Annotated in this window: 17 protein-coding genes and 1 tRNA gene; 15 read left to right on the top strand and 3 right to left on the bottom strand. The window is 71.7% G+C overall.

The window, feature by feature from the left end; genetic code table 11:
• Positions 1–106: 106 nt before the first annotated feature.
• From ACZ7GZ_RS26480 to ACZ7GZ_RS26445, 8 genes are all read left to right on the top strand, one after another.
• Positions 107–724 (top strand): small secreted protein, encoded by a 618-nt coding sequence (locus tag ACZ7GZ_RS26480; protein WP_471027871.1) that lies wholly within the window; start codon positions 107–109, stop codon positions 722–724.
• Positions 725–752: 28 nt separating this feature from the next.
• Entirely contained in the window at positions 753–2,273 is a 1,521-nt protein-coding gene (locus ACZ7GZ_RS26475) for a DUF7059 domain-containing protein (RefSeq protein WP_471027869.1), read from the top strand.
• Between the two features lie 388 nt (positions 2,274–2,661).
• On the top strand, positions 2,662–2,859 hold the full coding sequence (locus ACZ7GZ_RS26470) for a hypothetical protein (protein ID WP_471027868.1): 198 nt from the start codon (positions 2,662–2,664) through the stop codon (positions 2,857–2,859).
• Positions 2,860–3,126: 267 nt separating this feature from the next.
• On the top strand, positions 3,127–5,958 hold the full coding sequence (gene topA / locus ACZ7GZ_RS26465; RefSeq protein ID WP_471027866.1) for a type I DNA topoisomerase: 2,832 nt from the start codon (positions 3,127–3,129) through the stop codon (positions 5,956–5,958).
• A 224-nt stretch (positions 5,959–6,182) separates the two neighbouring features.
• Positions 6,183–9,512 carry a dTMP kinase gene (gene tmk, locus ACZ7GZ_RS26460; protein ID WP_471027865.1) on the top strand — a complete coding sequence of 1,110 codons (3,330 nt, stop codon included), beginning with the start codon at positions 6,183–6,185 and terminating at the stop codon, positions 9,510–9,512.
• A 198-nt stretch (positions 9,513–9,710) separates the two neighbouring features.
• Positions 9,711–10,916 carry a DNA polymerase III subunit delta' gene (locus ACZ7GZ_RS26455; protein WP_471027863.1) on the top strand — a complete coding sequence of 402 codons (1,206 nt, stop codon included), beginning with the start codon at positions 9,711–9,713 and terminating at the stop codon, positions 10,914–10,916.
• Between the two features lie 216 nt (positions 10,917–11,132).
• Complete coding sequence (locus ACZ7GZ_RS26450) at positions 11,133–12,737, top strand: alpha/beta hydrolase (protein WP_471027861.1); 1,605 nt, start codon at positions 11,133–11,135, stop codon at positions 12,735–12,737.
• A 109-nt stretch (positions 12,738–12,846) separates the two neighbouring features.
• Positions 12,847–12,923 (top strand) — tRNA-Thr (locus ACZ7GZ_RS26445).
• 218 nt (positions 12,924–13,141) lie between these two features.
• Here the strand turns inward: ACZ7GZ_RS26445 and ACZ7GZ_RS26440 are convergent.
• Together ACZ7GZ_RS26440 and ACZ7GZ_RS26435 are read right to left on the bottom strand one after the other, a co-directional pair.
• A complete protein-coding gene (locus ACZ7GZ_RS26440) occupies positions 13,142–13,792 on the bottom strand; it encodes a response regulator transcription factor (RefSeq protein ID WP_471027860.1) in 651 nt (216 codons plus the stop codon).
• Positions 13,780–15,036 carry a sensor histidine kinase gene (locus ACZ7GZ_RS26435; protein WP_471027858.1) on the bottom strand — a complete coding sequence of 419 codons (1,257 nt, stop codon included), beginning with the start codon at positions 15,034–15,036 and terminating at the stop codon, positions 13,780–13,782. Before ACZ7GZ_RS26435 ends, ACZ7GZ_RS26440 begins: the two co-directional genes overlap by 13 nt.
• Positions 15,037–15,237: 201 nt before the next feature.
• Between ACZ7GZ_RS26435 and ACZ7GZ_RS26430 the strand changes: the two genes are divergently transcribed.
• From ACZ7GZ_RS26430 to ACZ7GZ_RS26415, 4 genes are all read left to right on the top strand, one after another.
• Entirely contained in the window at positions 15,238–15,687 is a 450-nt protein-coding gene (locus ACZ7GZ_RS26430; RefSeq protein WP_471027857.1) for a hypothetical protein, read from the top strand.
• A gap of 53 nt (positions 15,688–15,740) precedes the next feature.
• Complete coding sequence (locus ACZ7GZ_RS26425) at positions 15,741–16,457, top strand: class I SAM-dependent methyltransferase (RefSeq protein ID WP_471027856.1); 717 nt, start codon at positions 15,741–15,743, stop codon at positions 16,455–16,457.
• Positions 16,458–16,863: 406 nt separating this feature from the next.
• Positions 16,864–17,058 carry a hypothetical protein gene (locus ACZ7GZ_RS26420; RefSeq protein WP_471027854.1) on the top strand — a complete coding sequence of 65 codons (195 nt, stop codon included), beginning with the start codon at positions 16,864–16,866 and terminating at the stop codon, positions 17,056–17,058.
• Between the two features lie 25 nt (positions 17,059–17,083).
• Positions 17,084–17,839: an IS5 family transposase gene (locus tag ACZ7GZ_RS26415; RefSeq protein WP_471027853.1), complete on the top strand. Its 756-nt coding sequence runs from the start codon at positions 17,084–17,086 to the stop codon at positions 17,837–17,839.
• A 15-nt stretch (positions 17,840–17,854) separates the two neighbouring features.
• Here ACZ7GZ_RS26415 and ACZ7GZ_RS26410 read toward each other — a convergent pair whose 3' ends face one another.
• On the bottom strand, positions 17,855–18,469 hold the full coding sequence (locus tag ACZ7GZ_RS26410) for a hypothetical protein (protein ID WP_471027851.1): 615 nt from the start codon (positions 18,467–18,469) through the stop codon (positions 17,855–17,857).
• Positions 18,470–18,888: 419 nt separating this feature from the next.
• Between ACZ7GZ_RS26410 and ACZ7GZ_RS26405 the strand changes: the two genes are divergently transcribed.
• The 3 genes from ACZ7GZ_RS26405 to ACZ7GZ_RS26395 all read left to right on the top strand — a co-directional run.
• Positions 18,889–19,602 (top strand): GNAT family N-acetyltransferase, encoded by a 714-nt coding sequence (locus tag ACZ7GZ_RS26405; protein WP_471027849.1) that lies wholly within the window; start codon positions 18,889–18,891, stop codon positions 19,600–19,602.
• Positions 19,603–20,244: 642 nt separating this feature from the next.
• Positions 20,245–21,762: a sensor histidine kinase gene (locus ACZ7GZ_RS26400; RefSeq protein ID WP_471027848.1), complete on the top strand. Its 1,518-nt coding sequence runs from the start codon at positions 20,245–20,247 to the stop codon at positions 21,760–21,762.
• Positions 21,753–22,057 (top strand): response regulator (locus tag ACZ7GZ_RS26395; RefSeq protein WP_471027847.1); only part of this gene is annotated, 305 nt, incomplete at its 3' end. The genes ACZ7GZ_RS26400 and ACZ7GZ_RS26395, both read left to right, overlap by 10 nt.

Below are 22,057 nucleotides of genomic sequence, written 5' to 3'. Positions count from 1 at the left end.
GGTGAGCCTTCTCTCGCATGGTGCAAAGAGTCACAAAGGGCGCCTCGGAGGGCGTTCGGGTACGGAGGGTGTCCGTCCGCCGTGTAGGGTCCGTGGGCCGAGAGCCATGGAAGGGACCAATCCGGTGAACAAGAAGCTCGCGGCCGCACTGTCCGGCGGTTCGGTACTGGTAGTGGCGCTGTCGGGATGCAGCAGCAGCGGCGGTGGTGGCGACAAGGGGCCCGACCCCAAGCTCGTGGCCTGGGCCAAGACGGTGTGCGACCCGCTGCCGGCGCAGCAGGCGAAGATCTCGGGTGCCTTCGACGCGCTGGCGAAGGTCGCCAAGGACGGCCCGCCCAAGGATGTCCAGAAGACCGACTCCCAGGCCTTCCAGGACCTGGCCGATGGCTTCAAGGCGCGCGCGGCCAGCCTTTCCGGCGCGGGGGCGCCTCCCGGCGTCGACGGCGGCGCGGCGAAGCAGCAGGACGCCGTCAAGAAGCTCACGGCCCTGTCCGCGGCGTATGCCGATCTGAAGAAGCGGGTGGACGGGCTCGACACCAAGGACCAGACGAAGTTCGCCTCCGGTCTGGGCGACCTCTCGGAGCGGATGAAGGCGGTGGCGGCGCAGTACGACGGCGCGATCACCGCCCTGCAGAACCTCGAGAAGGGCGACGTCAACCAGGCGGTGACCAAGCAGTCCGGCTGCACGAAGACCTCCGCCTCACCGTCGCCGGCCAACGGCTGAGCCGCGCGCCACGGGCCACAATGGTGGCGTGACCAACGCCACCTCCGCTCCTCTGCCCTCCACCGACCGACTCGATGTCGCCGCCCGGCTGCGGGACGCCCTGCTCGGCGCCTCCTTCACCGCCGACGGACTGCTCGACCTGCTCGGCGCCCCCGCGTACGCGGCGCTGGGGCGCAGTGAGACCGTGCCCGCCCTGAGGGCGACCCGGGGCGACACGCCGCTGGAGACGCTCGTACGGCTCTTCCTGCTCCAGCAACCGGTGCCCCACGCGCGCGTGGCGGCCGTTCTACCCACCGAGGAGGGCCTGGCGGCCGGGTGGCTCACGCGCGTGGGCGGCGACGAGGTGGCCGCCACCGTGGACGTACGGCCTTACGGCGGACCCGGCGGCCAGGACTGGTTCATCGTCTCCGACCTCGGCTGTGCGGTCGGCGGGGCGGGTGGCATCGGGCAGCGGGAGGAAGGCGTCGTGCTGGGCGTCGGCGGTGCCTCCACGACGCTCGCGGGCATCACGGTCCGCACGCCCGTCGCCTGCGCTCTGGACCTCGGCACCGGCTCCGGGATCCAGGCGCTGCACGCCGCCCAGCACGCCACGCGCGTGACGGCGACCGACCTCAACCCGCGCGCGCTGCACATCACCGCGCTCACCCTCGCGCTCTCCGGCGCGCCCGCCGCCGACCTGCGCGAGGGCTCGCTCTTCGAGCCGGTCCGGGACGACGAGACGTTCGACCTGATCGTCTCCAACCCGCCCTTCGTCATCTCGCCCGGTGCTCGCCTCACGTACCGGGACGGCGGCATGGGCGGGGACGATCTGTGCCGCTCGCTCGTTCAGCAGGCGGGGGAACGGCTGAACGAGGGCGGGTTCGCGCAGTTCCTCGCCAACTGGCAGCACGTCGCGGGGGAGGACTGGCAGGACAGACTCAGGTCGTGGGTGCCGCGCGGGTGCGATGCCTGGATCGTGCAGCGCGAGGCACAGGACGTCACGCAGTACGCCGAGCTGTGGCTGAGGGACGCCGGGGACCACCGCGGGGACCCGGCGGAGTACCAGGCGCGCTACGACGCCTGGCTCGACGAGTTCGAGGCGCGCAAGGTCAAGGCGGTCGGCTTCGGCTGGATCACCCTGCGCAGGACGGGGGCGGCGGAGCCCTCGATCACCGTGGAGGAGTGGCCGCACCCGGTCGAGCAGCCCCTCGGGGACACGATCCGGGCGCACTTCGAGCGTCTCGACTACCTCCGGGAGCACGACGACGCGGCGCTGCTCGCCAGCCACTTCAAGCTCGCCGCCGAAGTGGTCCAGGAGCAGGTCGGGATGCCCGGTGCCGAGGATCCGGAGCATGTGGTGCTGCGCCAGCACCGCGGCATGCGCCGGGCCACGAAGGTGGACACGGTCGGCGCGGGGTTCGCGGGCGTGTGCGACGGCACGCTGAGCGCGGGCCGCATCCTGGACGCCATCGCCCAGCTCATGAACGAGGACCCGGTGGTGCTCCGCGACCGGACGCCCGCGCAGATCCGGCTCCTGGTGGAACAGGGCTTCCTCGAGCCGGCGAACTGACCGGGCCGGGCCGGTTCGGGCCGGTTCGGCGGGCGGCGGGCCGGGTGACCGGTTTGGTGCGCGGGGGATCACGGTGGCTGGTGCGGCTGCGGTAGGGCGGCTGCCCGTGTGGTCGTAGGCGTCCCGGGACGCCTGGGGGTCGGCGCCCGGATCGTCGTCGTATGCCGGTGGCACGGGCCGGAGCGGACCGGTGCCGAGGGCCGGGACGCGCCGGGATCGGGAAAACGGCCGGAAAAATACGGAGGGCGCGCTCGGGGCGGCGGCGCTCGATCGTGTGTTCGGCATCACGTTGTCCCTCCGTTCACCCCGGTGTCGTCCGCTCTTCTCCCGCGCCTGCCAGTCTCCGGCGCTGGGCGGAGTCGGATGTCACGGAAGAGGTGGGCGGGGGATGGAGAGCGGGCCGGCGATCTTCACGGGCATGGTGTTCGCCCTGTTCGGGGGCGCCGTACTGGCCTGGACCGGCACCCGCCTCAGGCGCCGCGAGCCGGTGGCCCACGGTGTGAACCAGATCGCATCGGCCGCCCTCGCGAGCGTGGCCGGGACGGTCACTCTGGCCCTCGGCGTGTACTGCCTGACCCGCCTCTGACGTCGGCGGGTGCGCGGCGGCGACGGCGCCGCAAAAGCAAGGGGAGCGTCGCGCTCCGGACGTGCCTCAGCGGGTACCCGGTACTCCGGGCGGCAGGAATGGCGGTAGTCGGGTTACCGTTCGAGTGGCCGTTGTGGGCTTTTCCCGTTTGACACGGGGGCGGGATGTACCGTCACACTCCGCAGCATCACATGAGCCAGAAGCACGCCGCGACCCCGGGACCAAGGCCTGGGGAGGCCACAGCGTCGACCGGAGAGAAGAGCGAAGTTGTCCCCGACCAGCGAGACCGCACAGGGCGGCCGCCGACTCGTCATCGTCGAGTCGCCTGCCAAGGCGAAGACGATCAAGGGCTACCTCGGCCCCGGCTACGTCGTCGAAGCGAGCGTCGGGCACATCCGCGACCTCCCCAACGGCGCCGCCGAGGTGCCCGAGAAGTACACCGGCGAGGTGCGCCGCCTCGGTGTGGACGTCGACCATGACTTCCAGCCGATCTATGTGATCAACGCCGACAAGAAGGCGCAGGTCAAGAAGCTCAAGGACCTGCTGAAGGACTCCGACGAGCTGTTCCTCGCCACCGATGAGGACCGGGAGGGCGAGGCGATCGCCTGGCACCTCCAGGAGGTCCTCAAGCCGAAGATCCCCGTCAAGCGGATGGTCTTCCACGAGATCACCAAGGACGCGATCCGCGAGGCCGTCGCCAACCCGCGCCAGCTCAACCAGAAGCTGGTCGACGCCCAGGAGACCCGCCGTATCCTCGACCGCCTCTACGGCTACGAGGTCTCGCCGGTCCTGTGGAAGAAGGTCATGCCCCGGCTGTCGGCCGGCCGTGTGCAGTCCGTCGCGACCCGTCTCGTCGTCGAGCGGGAACGCGAGCGCATCGCTTTCCGTTCCGCTGAGTACTGGGATCTGACGGGCACCTTCGCGACCGGCCGCGCAGGGGATCGGTCGGACCCGTCGTCGCTGGTCGCCCGCCTGCAGACCGTCGACGGCAGGCGGGTCGCGCAGGGCCGCGACTTCGACTCCCTGGGACAGCTCAGGAGCGGGAACACCCTCCATCTCGACGAGGCGACGGCCCGTGCCCTCGCCGCCGCCCTGGAGAACACCCGCTTCTCCGTGCGCTCCGTCGAGTCCAAGCCGTACCGTCGCTCGCCGTACGCCCCGTTCCGTACGACGACGCTGCAGCAGGAGGCCAGCCGCAAGCTCGGCTTCGGCGCGAAGGCGACCATGCAGATCGCCCAGAAGCTGTACGAGAACGGCTACATCACGTACATGCGTACGGACTCCACGACGCTGAGCGACACGGCGGTCGCGGCGGCCCGCGCCCAGGTCACGCAGCTGTACGGCGCCGACTACCTGCCCCCGCAGCCGCGCACGTACGCCGCCAAGGTCAAGAACGCGCAGGAGGCGCACGAGGCGATCCGCCCCTCGGGTGATCGTTTCCGCACCCCCGCCGAGACCGGCCTGACCGGTGACCAGTTCAAGCTCTACGAGCTGATCTGGAAGCGGACCGTCGCCTCCCAGATGAAGGACGCCACGGGTAACTCCGTCACCGTGAAGATCGGCGGCACCGCCGCCGACGGCCGGGACGTCGAGTTCAGCGCCTCCGGCAAGACGATCACCTTCCACGGCTTCTTGAAGGCCTACGTGGAGGGCGCCGACGACCCGAACGCCGAGCTGGACGACCGCGAGCGCCGGCTGCCGCAGGTCAACGAGGGCGACGCCCTCAGCGCCGAGGAGATCACGGTCGACGGGCACGCCACCAAGCCCCCGGCCCGCTACACCGAGGCGTCCCTGGTCAAGGAGCTGGAAGAGCGCGAGATCGGCCGCCCGTCGACGTACGCGTCGATCATCGGGACGATCCTCGACCGCGGCTACGTCTTCAAGAAGGGCACGGCCCTCGTCCCGTCCTTCCTCTCCTTCGCCGTCGTCAACCTCCTGGAGAAGCACTTCGGGCGGCTCGTCGACTACGACTTCACCGCCAGGATGGAGGACGACCTCGACCGCATCGCGGCCGGCGAGGCGAAGGCCGTGCCGTGGCTGAAGCGCTTCTACTTCGGTGAAGGCACGGTCACGGGTGGCGCGGCCGACGCCGGCAACGGCGACGGGGACCACCTCGGCGGCCTCAAGGAACTGGTGACCGACCTGGGCGCGATCGACGCGCGCGAGGTGTCGTCGTTCCCGGTGGGCAACGACATCGTGCTCCGCGTCGGCCGCTACGGCCCGTACATCGAGCGTGGCGAGAAGGACAGCGAGCAGCACCAGCGCGCCGACATCCCGGACGACCTGGCGCCGGACGAGCTGAGCGTCGAGCTGGCGGAGGAGCTGCTGGCCAAGCCGAGCGGCGACTTCGAGCTGGGCGCGGACCCGCAGACGGGGCACCAGATCGTCGCCAAGGACGGCCGCTACGGCCCGTACGTCACGGAGATCCTCCCCGAGGGCACTCCGAAGACCGGCAAGAACGCGGTCAAGCCGCGCACGGCCTCGCTCTTCAAGTCGATGTCGCTCGACACGGTGACGCTCGAGGACGCGCTGAAGCTGATGTCGCTGCCGCGCGTCGTCGGCACGGACGCCGAGGGCCAGGAGATCACCGCGCAGAACGGCCGTTACGGCCCGTATCTGAAGAAGGGCACGGACTCACGCTCGCTGCAGTCCGAGGAGCAGCTCTTCACGATCACGCTGGAAGAGGCGCTGGCGATCTACGCCCAGCCCAAGCAGCGGGGTCGCGCCGCCGCCAAGCCGCCGCTGAAGGAGCTGGGCGAGGACCCGGTCTCCGGCCAGCCGGTCGTGGTCAAGGACGGCCGCTTCGGTCCGTACGTCACCGACGGCGAGACCAACGCGACCCTCCGCTCGGGTGACAGCGTCGAAACGATCACTCCGGAGCGCGGCTTCGAACTGCTCGCCGAAAAGCGCGCCAAGGGTCCCGCCAAGAAGACCGCGAAGAAGGCCGCGGCCAAGAAGACGGCCCCGGCGAAGAAGACCGCCGCCAAGAAGACGGCGGCGAAGAAGACGACCGCGGCCGCGAAGAAGACCACGGCGAAGAAGACGACCGCCAAGAAGGCGACGGCCTCGAAGGCCACGGCTTCCGGCACGGAGGACTGACGGCACCGGCACGGACAACCGCCGGCTCCGGGTAGGAGCCGGCGGCTTCGGTGCGGATGATCCGTGGCTTCCCGCGTGGTGGCCACGGTCTCCGGCGCGCAGCGACTGCGGTCGGTGGCTCCCGGCTTCGCGCAGCGAACGCTCCGGCATCACTTTGGTGTCGGGGCGTGCGCATGCCAGGACGGGCGGGGTGTGGTGTCGGCGGCTGCGGATAGGCTGAACGCATGACGCGAGCCGAGCAGCCAACGGCCCCCACCACAGCCCCGGACGACGCCCTGGTCGCGGACTCACGCGAGCGTGCCGTCCGTTCCCTGTTGCGCCGACCGCAGTTGCGGCGCCTGTGGAGCGCGCAGCTGGTGAGCGGTGTCGGCGACAGCCTGGCACTCTTCGTCCTGGTCGTCCTCAGCCTCCAGGCGGCGATCACCGAGGGCGCGTTCGGCGGTGGATACCGGGGCGCGGCGTTCGCAGTGGCGACGGTCTTCGCGGCGCGCGTCCTCGCCGCGCTGCTGTTCGGCGCGGTCCTCCTCGGCCCGCTGACCACGCTCACCGCCCAGGACGGCCCGCTCGACCGTCGCTGGACCATGGTCGGCGCCGACGGTGTGCGCGCCGCCCTGCTGATCGTCGCACCCCTGTGGATCGACTGGACGCCGGACAACGCGCTGGCCGTCGTACTGGTCACCGCCTTCGTCACCGGCGTCGCCGAGCGCCTGTGGACGGTGTGCCGGGAGAGCGCGGCTCCGGCCCTGCTGCCCGGCCCGCCCCCGGAGGGCGCCACCGTACGGCCGCTGCCGGACCACATGGACGCCCTGCGCCGCCTCTCGCTGCGCACCACCTTCCTGTCCGTCCCGCTGGCGGCCGCCGCGCTGGTCGTCGCCGCCCTGTTCAACAACCTGCTGGGCACGGGCGTGGCCTGGTTCGACCAGCACCACGCGGCCCTCGCCTCGTATGTGGCGGCCGGCCTGTTCGCCGCCTCCCTGTCCGTGCTGACCTTCCTGGAGCTGCCCGACACGCGCACCCCCCGCGCGCGTTCCCCGCTGGAGGGCCTGCGCCGCCCGCGCACCGGCACCGGTGTGGACAAGGGCCGTACGGGCGTGATCCCGCTGCTCGTCCCGGCCTGCGCGGCGGTCGCCGGAGCCATCGCCGCGGCCGTGTCGGTGTGCGTGCTGCACGCCACCGACCTGGGCGGCGGCCCGGTCCTGTACGGCCTGCTGGTACTGGGCCTGACCGGCGGTGTCGCCGTCGGCATCCGTACGGCCCCCGCGCTGCTGCCCTCGCTCTCGCGCCGCCGGCTGCTCGCCCTCGCGATCGCCTTCACCGGTATCGCCCTGCTGGCCGCCGGACTGGTTCCCGACGTCACCACGGTGCTGCTGATCGTCACGCTGGCCGGCGTCACCGCGGGCGTGGCGGCGAACACCGGCCACGCCCTGCTCGACCAGGAGACCGAGGACTACCGCCGGGCGCGTGTCACCGAGCACCTGCACGCGGTCGTCCGGGTCTTCATAGCGCTCGGTGCGCTGATCGCGCCGGTGGTCGCCGGGCTCATCGGCCGGCACCGGATGGAGAACGGCAAGTTCGTCTTCGCGCACGGCGGCGCCTCCTTCACGCTGATGCTGGTCGGCGCCCTGCTGCTGCCGGTGGCGGCGCTGGTGCTCGCCAAGGTCGACGACCGCTCCGGCATTCCGCTGCGCCAGGACCTCAAGGACGCGTTGCTCGGCGGCGACGACCCGGTCGAGGCACCGGCGGCGACCGGTTTCTTCATCGCGCTGGAGGGCGGCGACGGCGCCGGCAAGTCCACCCAGGCCGAGGCCCTCGCCGAGTGGATCCGTGCCAAGGGCCACGAGGTCGTGCTCACCCGCGAGCCGGGGGCCACGCCCGTCGGCAAGCGGCTGCGCTCGATCCTGCTGGACGTGTCCTCGGCGGGTCTGTCGCACCGCGCGGAGGCGCTGCTGTACGCCGCCGACCGCGCCGAGCACGTCGACACGGTCGTACGCCCGGCCCTGGAGCGCGGCGCGGTCGTGATCTCCGACCGCTACATCGACTCCTCCGTCGCCTACCAGGGCGCCGGCCGTGACCTGTCCCCGACCGAGATCGCCCGCATCAACCGCTGGGCGACCAACGGACTCGTCCCGCACCTGACCGTCCTGCTGGACGTCTCGCCGGAAACCGCCCGCGAGCGGTTCACCGAGGCGCCGGACCGGCTGGAGTCGGAGCCGGCGGAGTTCCACGCGCGCGTGCGGTCCGGTTTCCTCACCCTGGCCGCCTCCGACCCCGGCCGCTACCTGGTCGTGGACGCCGGCCAGGAGCCCGAGGCCGTCACCACCGTCGTCCGGCACCGGCTCGACACCGTGCTGCCGCTGTCCGAGGCCGAGATCAAGGCCCAGGAGGAGGCGCGGAAGAAGGCCGAGGAGGAGGCTCGCCGCAAGGCCGAGGAAGAGGCCGCGCGCAAGGCCGAGGAGGAGCGCCTGGAGCGCGAGCGCCAGGAGGAGCTGGCCCGGCTGCGCGCCGAGGAGGAGGAACGCAAGCGCCGCGAGCTGGAGGAGGCGCAGCGCCGCGAGGCCGAACGGCAGGCGGAGGAGGCCCGGCAGCGGGCGGCGGAAGCGGCCCGGCGCGCGGAGGAGGAGCGGCAGCGGCTGCTCGCCGAGGAGAAGGCCCGCGCCGAGGAGGAGGCCCGCCGCAGGGCCGAGGAGGAGCGGCGCCGCAAGCAGGCCGAGGAGGAGGCCCGGCTGCGTGCCGAGGAAGAGGCCCGGCAGGCCCGGCTGCGCGCCGAGGAGGAAGCGCGGCGCCTGGAGAAGCAGCGCAAGGCCGAGGAGGCGCTGCTGCGGGCCGAGGAGGCCCGTCGGCAGGCGGCCGAGGCAGCGGCGGCGGCCGACACGGCGGCCCGCCGGTCCAGCATGCCCCTGCCGACCGTGCCGGGCGTGGCTTCCGACGCGGTGACGGTCCCCGCACCGGTGGTGTCGCCGGGCACGCGCGAGGCGGGCACGGAGGAGACGACGGTGCTGCGTCCCGTGCGTGACGAACGCGACGGCCGGGGCCGGACCGACGGGCAGCGGGACGCGGCCGGCCCGGCCGCGCCCGGCTCCGAAGCGGAGGTCACGGCCGAGCTGCCGCAGCCGCCGGCGGTTCCGGGTGCGGCGGACGAGACGACGGTGTTGCCGCCGGTGGCGCAGGGCGCGGGGGACGAGACGACCGTCCTGCCGCAGGTCTCGGGTGCGGCGGACGAGACGGCCGTGCTGCCGCCGGTTCCGGGTGCGGCCGACGAGACGGCCGTACTGCCGCCCGTACGGGGTGACGCACCGGCGGACCGGGTGCCGTCCGGCTTCTTCCGGGACGAGCGGCCCGCCGCGGGCCCCGACGGTTCCGAGGACCGTACGCGCGAGATGCCCCAGGTCGACGCCGACGGCTCCCGCCGTCGGCCGCGGCCCGACTGGGCGGAGGAGACCCCGCTGGACGATTTGCCGTCGCTGGCGGACGAGCTGCTGGGCTCGTACGACGAGCGGGACCACGGCGACCACGACGAGGAGCAGGGCCGCAGCGGCCGGGGCCGACGCGGCTGACGACGCTCGCCCGCGGGCACGGCCCAGGGCGGCGCCGATCGGAACAGCGGTCGGCGCCGCCCTTTCGTACAACGGCGATCACCGATCGCGTCACGGCCGTCACGACGGCCGCCGCCGCCCGCGTCGACCGCGTTGTCAGTGCCCACCCGCACAATGGATGGCAGGAACGCGGAGTGTGACGGAAGGGCGGCGTGACCCATGACCGTATGGGACGACCTCGTCGGGCAGGAGAAGGTGAGCGCGGTGCTCGACGCGGCCGCGCGGGACGCCGACGCCCTCGTCACGGCCGCGCGGGCCGGCGAGCCACTGCCCGAGGCCTCGAGGATGACGCACGCCTGGCTGTTCACGGGCCCGCCCGGGGCCGGCCGGAACCAGGCGGCGAGGGCCTTCGCCGCGGCCCTGCAGTGCGTGAGCCCCGACCGCGCCCTCGGCGGCTCCCCCGGCTGCGGATTCTGCGACGGCTGTCACACCGCGCTGCTCGGCACGCACGCGGACGTCTCCACGGTGGCCGCCGTGGGCTCCGAGATCCTTGTGAAGGACATGCGGGACACGGTCCGCAAGTCGTTCACGGCCCCGGCGAACGGCCGCTGGCAGGTCATCCTGGTCGAGGACGCCGAGCGGCTGAACGAGAAGTCGGCCAACGCCGTCCTCAAGGCGGTGGAGGAGCCCGCCCCGCGCACGGTCTGGCTGCTGTGCGCCCCCTCCGTCGAGGACGTCCTGCCGACGATCCGCTCCCGCTGCCGTCACCTGAACCTGCGCACGCCGTCCGTGGACGCGGTCGCCGACATGCTCGTACGGCGTGACGGCATCGAGCCCGGGGTCGCGGTGGCCGCCGCCCGCGCCACCCAGGGGCATGTCGACCGGGCCCGGCGCCTCGCCACCGACGCGGCGGCCCGTGAGCGCCGTACCGCCGTGCTCAGGCTGCCGCTGCGCCTGGACGAGGTCGGCGCCTGCCTCAAGGCCGCCCAGGAACTGGTCGACGCGGCCGCCGAGGACGCCAAGCAGCTCGCCGAGGAGACGGACGGCAGGGAGGCCGAGGAACTGAAGGCGGCGCTCGGCGCGGCCCAGGGCGGCCGGCTGCCGCGCGGCACGGCGGGCGTGATGAAGGATCTGGAGGACATGCAGAAGCGGCGCAGAACCCGCACGCAGCGCGACAGCCTCGACGTCGCCCTCGGCGATCTCACCGCCTTCTACCGCGATGTCCTCGCCCTCCAGCTCGGCTCCCGGGTGGCGATCGCCAACGCCGACGCCGAGGATGCCCTGGAGCGGCTGGCGCGCGGCAGCACTCCGGAAGCCACGCTCCGCCGCATCGAGGCGATCGCCGCGTGCCGCGAGGCCCTCGACCGCAACGTGGCTCCCCTGCTGGCCGTGGAGGCGATGACGATGGCACTGCGGGCGGGCTGACCACCGCACATCGCGGGAGGGTCGCCACGGCGCCGGAGGCCGGCCCCGGCGCCGGGCAAGCGACTGCCCCCGTGGTGCTTCGGGTGACCACCTGCCAGGACGAGGCCGGACCTTTGACACCGCTCTGACACCTTCGGAGGTGCGGGTATGTCCCCCGTACGAGCCATAATCCCCACGTCCCGCACCCGATCCGTCGCTCAGCGTTACGCTCGCTTGATGCACCTCAGCCCATCTCCCCGCCGGACCCTGGGCCCCCGCCCCCGGACGACGGCCCGCCTCGCGGCCACCCTTCTCGCGGCCGTCGCCCTGCTCGTGTCCGCCTGCTCCTCCGGGAGCTCGACCAGGTCGGCCGGCGGTACGACGGACGCGGCGCTGGCCGCGCTGCCGCGCGCGACACCGTCGGCCCTGTCGTCGTACTACAGCCAGAAGCTGCACTGGCGCAGCTGCGGTGTCACCGGCTTCCAGTGCGCGACGATGAAGGCCCCGCTGGACTACGCCAAGCCCGGCTCGGGTGACGTCCGGCTCGCCGTCGCCCGGAAGAAGGCCACCGGCAAGGGCAAGCCGATCGGTTCGCTGCTGGTCAACCCGGGCGGTCCGGGCGGCTCGGCGGTGGGCTACCTGCAGAGCTATGCGGGTATCGGCTACCCGGCCAACGTCCGTGCGCGCTACGACATGGTCGCGGTGGACCCGCGGGGCGTCGCCCGCAGCGAGCCCGTCGAGTGCCTCGGCGGCCGCCAGATGGACGCGTACACACAGACGGACATGACGCCCGACGACCAGCAGGAGCGGAACGCGCTGGTCACGGCGGACAGGAAGTTCGCGGAGAGCTGCGGGGCGCGTTCGGCGCGGCTGCTGCGGCACGTCTCCACCGTCGAGGCGGCGCGTGACATGGACATCGTGCGCGCGGCGCTGGGTGATCCGAAGCTGAACTACGTGGGGGCGTCGTACGGCACGTTTCTCGGGGCGACGTACGCCGGGCTGTTTCCCGACCGGGTGGGCCGGGTCGTCCTGGACGGCGCGATGGACCCCTCCCTGGATGCCCGGAAGCTGAACCTGGAGCAGACGGCCGGCTTCGAGACGGCGTTCCAGGCGTTCGCGAAGGACTGCGTACGGCACTCCGGCTGCCCGCTCGGCGGCAAGGGCACGACGCCCGCGCAGGTCGGCGACCACCTCACGGCGTTCTTCCGCAAGCTCGACGCGCATCCCGTCCCGGCGGGCGACGCGGCCCACCGCAAACTCGGCGAGGCGCTGGCCACGACCGGGGTGATCGCGGCGATGTACGACCAGGGCACGTGGGAGCAGTTGCGCGAGGCGCTGACCTCCGCGATGACGAAGAACGACGGCGCGGGCCTGCTCGCGCTCTCCGACAGCTACTACGAACGTGACGCCGACGGCCACTACAGCAACCTGATGATGGCCAACGCCGCCGTGAACTGCCTGGACCTGCCGCCCGCCTTCACCGGTCCCGACCAGGTGGAGAAGGCGCTGCCCGCCTTCGAGAAGGCGTCCCCGGTCTTCGGCGCCGGCCTGGCCTGGGCGTCGCTGAACTGCACGTACTGGCCGGTGAAGGCCACGGGTGAGCCGCACCGTATCCGGGCCGGGGGCGCGGCGCCGATCGTGGTCGTCGGCACCACCCGCGACCCGGCGACCCCCTACCGCTGGGCGCAGTCCCTGTCCCGCCAGCTGTCCTCGGCCCGCCTCCTGACCTACGTCGGTGACGGCCACACCGCCTACGGCCGCGGCAGCACCTGCATCGACACGGCGATCAACACCTATCTGCTCCACGGCACCCCGCCGACCGTGGGAAAGCGCTGCTCGTAACTCCTCCAGCCGGCCCCGGAGCCACCCGCTCCGGGGCCGGTACGAAGCACCCCTGGAAACTGTGTAGACTTACCGACGTCGCTGATCGCACCATAGGTGCGGCTGACATGCCGCTTTAGCTCAGATGGCCAGAGCAACGCACTCGTAATGCGTAGGTCTCGGGTTCGAATCCCGAAAGCGGCTCCACGGAAACCCCAGGTCAGATAGTCGCTGGCCTGGGGTTTTGTGTTGCTCGGGGCATGGCGCGTCACACGGCGGGGGCGCTGTGGGGTGGCTTGCGTGAGCGGAGCGGGCTCGGCCCTACTCTTTGGGCTTCTTCCGCCGGGCCTTCTTCTTGCCCTCGGCCTGGGCCTTCAGTGCTGCTCAGCACCGTTGTCGACTGGGCATGCGGGCGTGATCGCGCACTATGCGGTCGCAACGCCCAGGAAGCGCAACACCGCCAGGACGCGGCGGTGGTCGGCGTCGGCCTTGGGCAGGTCGAGCTTGGTGAAGATGCTGTTGATGTGCTTGGCGACCGCGCTCTCGCTCACGACCAGGTCGGCGGCGACGCCGGAGTTGGACCGGCCGCCCGCCATCAGCTCCAGCACCTCCCGCTCGCGCGGTGTCAGCCGGTCGAGCGGATCGCTGTGCCGGCGCACCAGCAGCTGCGCGACGACCTGCGGGTCGAGCGCGGTGCCGCCGGCCGCCACCCGGCGTACCGCCTCGGCGAACTCCTCGACGTCGGCGACGCGTTGCTTGAGCAGATAGCCGACGCCCGAGGTGTTGGCGGCGAGCAGATCGGCGGCGTACCGCTCCTCCACGTACTGCGACAGCAGGAGCACGGCGGTACGCGGGTACTGGCGGCGGATCACCAGCGCGGCGCGTACTCCCTCGTCGGTGAAGCCGGGCGGCATGCGCACGTCGACCACGGCGATGTCGGGACGGTGATCCTCGACGGCCGCCAGCAGCCCTTCTGCGTCGGTGACCTGCGCGCACATCTCGAAGCCGGCCGCCTCCAGCACCTTGACCACGCCGATGCGCAGCAAGAGGGAATCCTCGGCGATCACGGCGCGCACGGCAGCTCCACGGTGATGACGGTCGGGCCCCCGGCGGGGCTGCGGCAGGAGAACGTGCCGTCGACGGACGCGACGCGCTTGGCGAGCCCGGCGAGCCCGGTGCCGCCGGCCGCCGCGAGATCCGCGCCGCCCGCGCCGTCGTCCGCGACGACCACCAGCAGTGTCTCCCCGATCCGCTCCACGGTCACGTCCGCCCGGGTCGCCTGGGCGTGTTTGACCACGTTCGTCAGGGCTTCGGAGACCACGAAGTACGCGACGGCCTCGACCATGGGTGAGGGGCGCTGCGGCAGGTGCACCGCCACGCGCACCGGGATCGGGAGGCGGGCGGCGACTCCGGACAGCGCGGCGTCGAGGCCGCGGTCCTCAAGGACGGCCGGATGCAGGCCGCGCACCAGGTTGTTCAGCTCGGCGATCGCCTCCTTCGCCTCGCGGTGCGCCTCGTCGATCACCTTGCGGGCGTCCTCCGGCAGGTCGCCGAGGGTGGACCTGGCCAGGCCCAGGTTGACGGCGAGTGAGACGAGGCGCTGCTGCGCGCCGTCGTGCAGGTCGCGCTCGATCCGCCGCCGCTCGGCGTCGGCGGCATCGAGCACGCCGGCCCGGCTCTCGGCGAGGTCGGCGACCCGGCGGGCCAGCTTCTCCGTGCGGCTGGGGCCGAGCAGAACCTCGGCCGCCCGGGTCTCCAGCCGCACCAGAGCGCCGGTCAGCCGGGGCCCGAGGAACAGCAGGGCGAGGCCGCCGGCGGTGATGTACGCGGCCTGCGTGGTGTACCCGAGGTCGGTGACCCGCCACTGCGGGGGCAGCGCCCAGATCCACACGTAGAGGGAGGCGGCCACGAGAGCGGCGGCCCAGACGGCGAGGACGGCGAGGTCCAGGACGGCGAGCAGCGGACCCGCCACGGCGTGGTAGCAGACCTGCCGCCACAAGGCCCGGCCGGTCAGCCGACGTGCCGCCGACTTCCAGTTGCGTCCGGGCCCGGGTACGGCGGGGCGCGGGAGGTCCTTGCCGACGAGCGCCCGGTAGCGCCGCCGCTGCCCGACGGTCAGCAGGGGTGTCACCACGAGCGTGAGCAGCACGGGCAGCGGAGTCACGGCCGGCACCAACGCCGCCATCGTGCCGAGCAGCCAGAGCCACAGTGGCACCACGGCGAGGTGGAGCGGCAGGCCGGCGGCGACGAGCGCGGTCCGGTGTCCCGCCCTGCGGAACGGCCGGCCCAGCACCAGCTGCAGCCACGTCGTGAGTTGCATGCGTCAAACGGTAAAGCCGCAGGCCATCCCCGTGCCATGACGCTCCCGCCCGGTTCGGGGGTGCACTTATCTCCACCCCGGGTCGGAACCCTGCGTGACTGACGGCGCCCCCGTGTGCGGCGGAGGGTGGAGCACGTGAAGGGCAGAGCCGGCGGGGAGCGGGGGAAGACGATGCGTCAACTGGGGTTATGCAATGACGAAGTGGCCGGTGCCGAGGGCTTCGACCGCGCCGAGGTCATCCCGCTCCACGAAGAGGCGGAGGAGCCGCGCCCGGCGCGGGGCATGCGCCGGGCCGGGTGGCTGCTGGTCGCCTGCGGGTTCGCCCTGCTGCCGTGGCTGTACGTGCTGGCCACCGGCCTGCCGGCCACCGCGACCGCGGCGCACTGGCCGGTCGCCTGGGTCGGGCTCGACGCGCTGGAGGCGCTCGGCCTGATCGCCACCGGCCTCCTCGCCGCCCGCGGCGACCGGCGGCACGCCCTGGCAGCCGCCGCGACCGCGACGCTGCTTGTGGTGGACGCCTGGTTCGACACCACGACCGCGGCCCCGGGCGGCGACTTCGCCACCGCGGTCGCCATGGCGCTCGGCGCCGAGCTGCCGCTCGCCGCGCTGTGCGGCCGGCTGGCGCTGCGGACGCTGAGCCGGCCCGCGTGACGCCGACTGCCCAGCCACATGCCACGGACCAAATCAATCCACCGGAGAACACCATGCACCGCATCACCACCGCCCCCGTCGCCCCGATCCCGGCCCGGACCCGCTGGGCGGTCGCCGCCGGCGCGGGCGCCGCGTTGGCCGCCGCCTGGTGGCTGGGCGACACGGCGCCCTATCCTTACGCCCAACGCGGCCTCCTCGACGTGCCGTTGCCGTTCCTGACCGCCGACCGGATGGACGCCGTACTGCAACCGCGGCCGGGGGAGCGGATCCTGGAGATCGGCCCGGGGACGGGCCTGCAGTCGCTGCACGTCGCCCCGCAGCTCGGGCCGGAGGGACGGCTCGATGTGCTCGACATCCAGCAGGAGATGCTCGACCACGTGATGTGCCGCGCCGAGCGCGACGGCCTGGCGACGATCAGGCCCACCCGCTCGGACGCACGTGAACTGCCCTACGCGGACGGGACATTCGACGCCGTATACGCCGTGACCGCGCTCGGCGAGATCCCCGAGCCGGATCGGGTACTGCGCGAGGCGGCACGGGTGCTGGCACCAGGCGGGCGGCTGGTGATCGGCGAGTTCTTCGACAGGCACTGGGTCCCCTTCGGCCGGCTGCACCGGCTCGCCGACGCCGCCGGCCTCCACCTGACCGAGCGCCGCGGCCCAAGCCCGGCATACCTCGCCCGCTTCCGACCCTGCAGAGCCGACGCGCCAGGCCACCAGAGCGAGCGCCTCGCCCACAGCGACCGGGACACCAACGACGGGGAAGCGTGAGCACCGCACGCAGGGACCGCGATCACCGAGCTGAACAACCTGGCGCGCGGTAGGCCGCTCCAGGAGGCGAGGGGGCTCCGCCCCAACCGCGGCCAGCCACGAAAACTGCGGCGCCCCCGCAAGGTGAGAGGGGAGTCCTGCGGCTTCTGCTGCGTGATTCCGGTCTCCGATCGTGCTGGGTCCTCTCCGGCAGCAAGCCCGGGCGGCGGCGATAAGGCGGGTGCGTCCAGCAGTCCCGCGGAGTTCTGCGAGCGGGCCTGTGGTGGTGCAGTGCCGACTGGCCCATTCCGCGCGGTTTTCGGCGGTGCTACCCAGCCACAGGTGAGCGGGGCTGGTGTAGGCGGTTTCTTCTGGATCAAGGTGGGGGTGAGTGATGACGGCGGTTCTGGGGTGGCACCCTGGAGCGATGCGACCTGGGACCGACGTCACCGAGAACGGCCTGCGGCATCTGCTCAATGCGTGGGATCCGATCGGCGTCGCTGACGCGGTGCAGGACGAGTACGACTGCATGCTCGTCCCTCTCCTTCAGCGGCTCCGGGGGGCGCCGACCAGGCGGAGATCGGTGAGTTCCTGCGGCATGAGCTGGAAGACCACTGACTGACGCGCAGTGGGCGCGGATTGAGCAGTTGCTTCCGGACCGGACACCGAAGCGGGGTGGCCGGTGGCGGGACCACCGAGAGGTGATCGACACCATCGCCTGGAAGTTTCAGACCGGGGCACAGTGGGTGCAACTGCCGGAGAAGTACGGCAACTGGCGGGGGATCTACAACCGGCTGCGGATGTGGTCCGCCGATGGCACATGGGAGCTGGGTCGTCTCGGTGGACTCCACGATCGTGCGAGCCCATCAGCACGCGGCCGGAGCCCGCAAAAAGGGGCCCCGGCCGACGAGCCGTACGACCACGCCATCGGCCGGTCCCGTGGCGGACGGACCACGGAGATCCATCTCGCGGCCGATGGCAACTGCCGGCCCCTGGCCTTCCATCTCACCGCCGGACAGGCCGGTGACGCGCCTGCCTTCGCTGACGTGATGGCGCGGCTGCGTGTTCCCCGACGGCGTGGACGGCCCCGAACCCGGCCAGCGGCAGTCCTCGCAGACAAGGCGTATTCGTCGCGGGCCATCCGTGAGCACCTCAGGCGGCGCGGCATCCGGGCGGTCATCCCCGTGCCGGCCGATCAACGCGGCCACCGTCTGCGACGCGGCAGCCGGGGTGGCAGGCCACCCGCCTTCGACCGCGAGACCTACAAGCAACGCAACACGGTCGAACGCTGCATCAACCGCTTGAAACAGTGGCGAGGCATCGCCACCCGCTACGAGAAGACAGCAGCCATCTACCTGGCCGGACTCCACGTTGCGAGCATCTTCCTCTGGTCAGCCAGGTGATCCAAACGAAACCGCCTAGGCCGGTATGCCTTCGGCAAACAAGGCGTCGGCGAGGTCGCCCCGCAACTGTTCCAGCGGGCGCGCTTCTAGGCTGACGGTCTCGGTGAAGCCTGCATAGGGCATGTTCGCGGGGCTAACGCCGTAGGGAAGAGCCAGTGAAGACCACAGTTGCAATACGCGGCCTTCGACGGCGCGAGCCTGAGCCCCGAGCATGGTGACCTGCCTATCGAGCACCCACCCCTTGCCCTGATGCAGAGCCATGCGTCGACTGCCGAACTTGGCGATACCGATCTTGCCTGCGGCGTACCGGTCATGAAGTATCAGGTAGACCAGCGCCTTGTCGTCGGCTCGGATGCCGTAGCCACCGCAGTAGCAGCATGCGCCTGTTCCTGCGTTCTTGATGCTGTCGAACCAGGGAGCGATGTCGCGGCGGCACTCTGCATTGAGGCAACGCGCCGGCCACTTCTTCCTTACCCCCGGGAAGGGCATCAGGGGTTCGCCGCCCGCTCGGCGCAGCAGATCCTCAGCGACCTCCGGACGGATTGGGCCGTTGCGTCTGCACCGGTCACAGCACTTTGGCTGTCCTTGGGTGATCGCCTTCTTGACGCTCGACAGCGTCGGCCAGGTCACCTCGTGGCAGTTCCCGCACTCTGACTCCCAGGGTGTGTTGTTGCTTTGGTAGGGGACCTGAGGCACCAAGCCACGCTCAGCCATGATCGCCCGCGCTTCCTCCTCGGTCTTCTTCTGCGCTCCGCTGCACGGACGGCATGGACCCTGCTTGGAGTTGGGCGAGCAGACATTGGAGTAGCGCGGCCTGCCAGGCTCTTTGCACCACTTGCACCAGCCTGGCCACGGTTTGTCAGCGCCAGGGAAAGGGATGGTTGGCACCCACCCCTTCGCCCGCATGCGCGCTTCAGCGATGTCCGGATCCAATGGCGCTGGCAAGGTTTCCCCCGGTGTTGTGCTGGCGGCGTCCTCAGCATGCCACTGGTGAAGGTCTTGTGATCAGCTTAGGCAGGACCGTTCACCGTGCATGACACCATCCATCCATGGGACGTAGATCAAGAGAAAGAGCGGCAGCCCTCGCTGTACGGCGGCAGCTGGCTGGTGACGGCATCCGCATCCGCGAAGCTCGGCCCGGCGAAGGCGCGCTGGTTCGAGACCTCGTGCGCCCTGTGGATCCCGATCATCCGGAGTCCTTCGAGAGCCTAGAGAGGCTGATCGACTCGGGACAGAGCATGCCGCAGACGGTCGGCCTCTCGGTAGACCTTGTCGTCGAAAACAAGGAGGGAAAGCTCCTGGGGGCTTTGGTCGCCGTGTCGCCGTTCGACTGGCTTCAGGACCCCTCGATAGGTTCGCTGCTTCGGAGCGGGCTGGCGCGTACGGTGGCTACCATCGAGGCGCTTGCGGTTGCACCCGAGGCACGCGGGATGCGGCTTGGCCAGCAGCTTCTCCAGCGCGCCGAAGAGCAGTTGCGCGAGTCAGGCTGCCGATTGTTGATTGCGGACTTTGAGCCTTCTCGGCCCCACCTTGCTCGTTACTACGCCGAGGCAGGATTCACACTCTTGCCCGAGGGGCAGCCGCTTCACGTCGGGCTACCCGGCGGCATCATCTTTCCCCGGTCGGCTCATACCGACTGCAGGACCTCATGGAAGGCACTGAGTAAGGAGGTCACCGTGCAACCGGGACTCATGGCCCAGTCTCCTGGACAACCCCCCGTGCCAATCCCCGGCGGGGTGCTTGTCGGGGTGCCTGCTCTCTGAGGCGATGTCATCAGGCCCTTCGTGAGCATGAACGCGCCGTCAAGCGGTCTGTATTTGCGCTGAGACCGGATGCGAACCGACGCGATGCTGAGAGGTCTGTCCAGCTGGCTTTCCTGCGTGAGCGCTGCGTGAGCGGACGACGTGGCACTGACCGTGATTGATCAGGCCGGTCCTCAGATCAAACTTGCTCTGACCAGGCGGTTTCGGACAGCGAAGCAGCGTCCCAAACCGTCCGTCATGCCATGGCCAGGACTTTTAATCCACCGGTTGTGGGTTCGAGTCCCACAGGGCCTACGAGAGGTGGGCGGGGGTATGGTCCCCGACCTGCTCAACAGCGCCCGAGTGGCTTCGGTCGGTTTGGGCGCTGTTTCGTTCGGTCTCCGTGCGCTCCCCGGTCCGGCCGGGGTAGGTGTTTGCCCACCTCAGAAGTAGGTTTCGGCCCATGGCGCCCGCCGGGTCCCTCGCAGCAGCATGATCTCCGGGCCGCAGCGCGTGGCCTGGAAGACGAGACGGGGGGCGGATATGTGGCCGTTTCCGCTGGGCGGGGCGCCCTGGCCGGGGGGCGTGCTTGTGGCGTTGACCGCGGTCTGCGCTGTGCTGGCCTTCAGGGCTGAGCAGGCGCGGGACCGGCCGGGGCGTATCGTGCGACCGGCTGGGCGGATCGGCTGGCCGGTCGTGGCGGGGCTGGTGGGTACGGCCGCGTACGGCAGTGCGCCGGCTCTGCTGTTCGCCCTGCACAACTCCGCCGGAACGGGCGGCTACGTCGTCACCATGCCGGACCTGGAACCCGGTGGGCTGCTCCCGGCAGCGCTGCTGGCGGCCGGCCTGCTGGCCGCCACGCTGCTCACCTCGGCGAGCGTGCCCAGGCGGTGGGTGCTGCCCGTGGTCGCGGCGGTGACCGGCGAACTGCTCGAAGGGACGTACTGGCTCACTCATTCCTCTGCCGGCTATGGGCAGACACCGCTGAACGTCCTGGTGGGATGTGTGAGCGTCCCGGTGCTCGCCGCCTTCGCCGGTGCGGCTCTGCTCCGGCCGGCGAACGGCAGGCCCGCGCGTCTGGCCGGAGCCGGCGCGCCGAGGTCCGCGCGCTGGGCCCTGCTGTTGCCCGCCGTCGTGGTGATGACCGGTGACCTGCTCGGTCTTGGTCTGTGGCAGTTCGCCTCACCGGGCACCGGGATCGGGCCGGCAGTGGTGGGTTACCTGGCGGGACTGGCGCTGCTGGCGGCCGTCGTGGCCGGGCTGGTGCGGTGGCCGAGGTCTGCGGCGAACCTGGCTGTCCTGGGGCTGGTGGGGATCGGGGTGTACGACGTCGCCCAGAGCGGGTTCGGACAACACCTGGTGCTGGTGCGGAAGTTCGGCTCCCCGCGCGGGCCGGCGCCGCTGCTCCCCGTTGAGACGGCTCACCATGCGTCGGTCCTCGGCGGGATCCAGGGGGCGGTGCTACTGACCCTCGGGCTCTGGCTGTTGCCCAGAACCGTGCTGGCGGATGCCGGCCGGCTGCTCGGGAGGGGACCTGACCCGGCCCTGGCCCGGCGGGTGCGGGAGCTGACCGAGACGCGGGCCGAGGCGGTCGGCTCCGCGGCCGCGGAGCTGCGCAGGATCGAGCGGGACCTGCACGACGGCGCACAGGGACGGCTGGTCACCATCGGGATGAACCTCCGGGTCGCCGAGGAGATGATCCACAGCGACCCCCACGAGGCCGCCGCACTGGTCGTGGAGGCCCGCGTCGCCTCGGCGGCGGCACTGGAGGAACTGCGTGGCCTGATCAGGGGGATGCATCCGCCGATGCTGGCCGACCGGGGCCTGGGGGAGGCGGTGCGGGCGCTCGCACTGGACCTGCCCCTGCCGTGCGAGACCGGGATCGATCTGCCCGAGCGGTTCGCCGCCCCACTGGAGTCGGCCTGCTACTTCGCCGTCGCCGAGGTGGTCACCAACGCCGTCCGGCACGCCTCGGCGCGCGGCCTCCAGATCCGCATGGCCCGGACGGACGGGCTGCTGCGCATCGAGGTGGTCGACGACGGGGTGGGCGGCGCGGATCCCGCCCGGGGTACCGGGCTGGCCGGGGTGGAGCGACGGCTGGCGGCCTTCGACGGCATCCTTGCGGTCAGCAGCCCGCCCGGGGGGCCGACGATCGTGGTCATGGAGGTGCCGTGCGCGTAGTCGTCGCGGAAGACCTCTTCCTGCTCCGCGAGGGGCTGGTCAGGCTCCTCAAGGCACGCGGGTTCGAGGTCGTGGCGGCCACCGACAGCGCGCCGGGCCTGCTCGGCGCGCTGCTGGAGTTCCGGCCGGACCTCGCGGTCGTGGACATCAGGCTGCCGCCCACCCACACCGACGACGGACTCCGCGCGGCGCTGTCCGCCCGGGAACGGATACCCGGGCTGCCGATCCTGCTGCTCTCGCAGTACGTCGAGCAGATCTACGCCGAGGAGTTGCTCGCCGACCAGGCCGGCGGGGT

It is taken from the genome of Streptomyces sp. NPDC037288, assembly GCF_055603265.1.
Note: the sequence above shows the minus strand (reverse complement) of the source record. Positions and strands in the feature narration are given on the sequence as shown.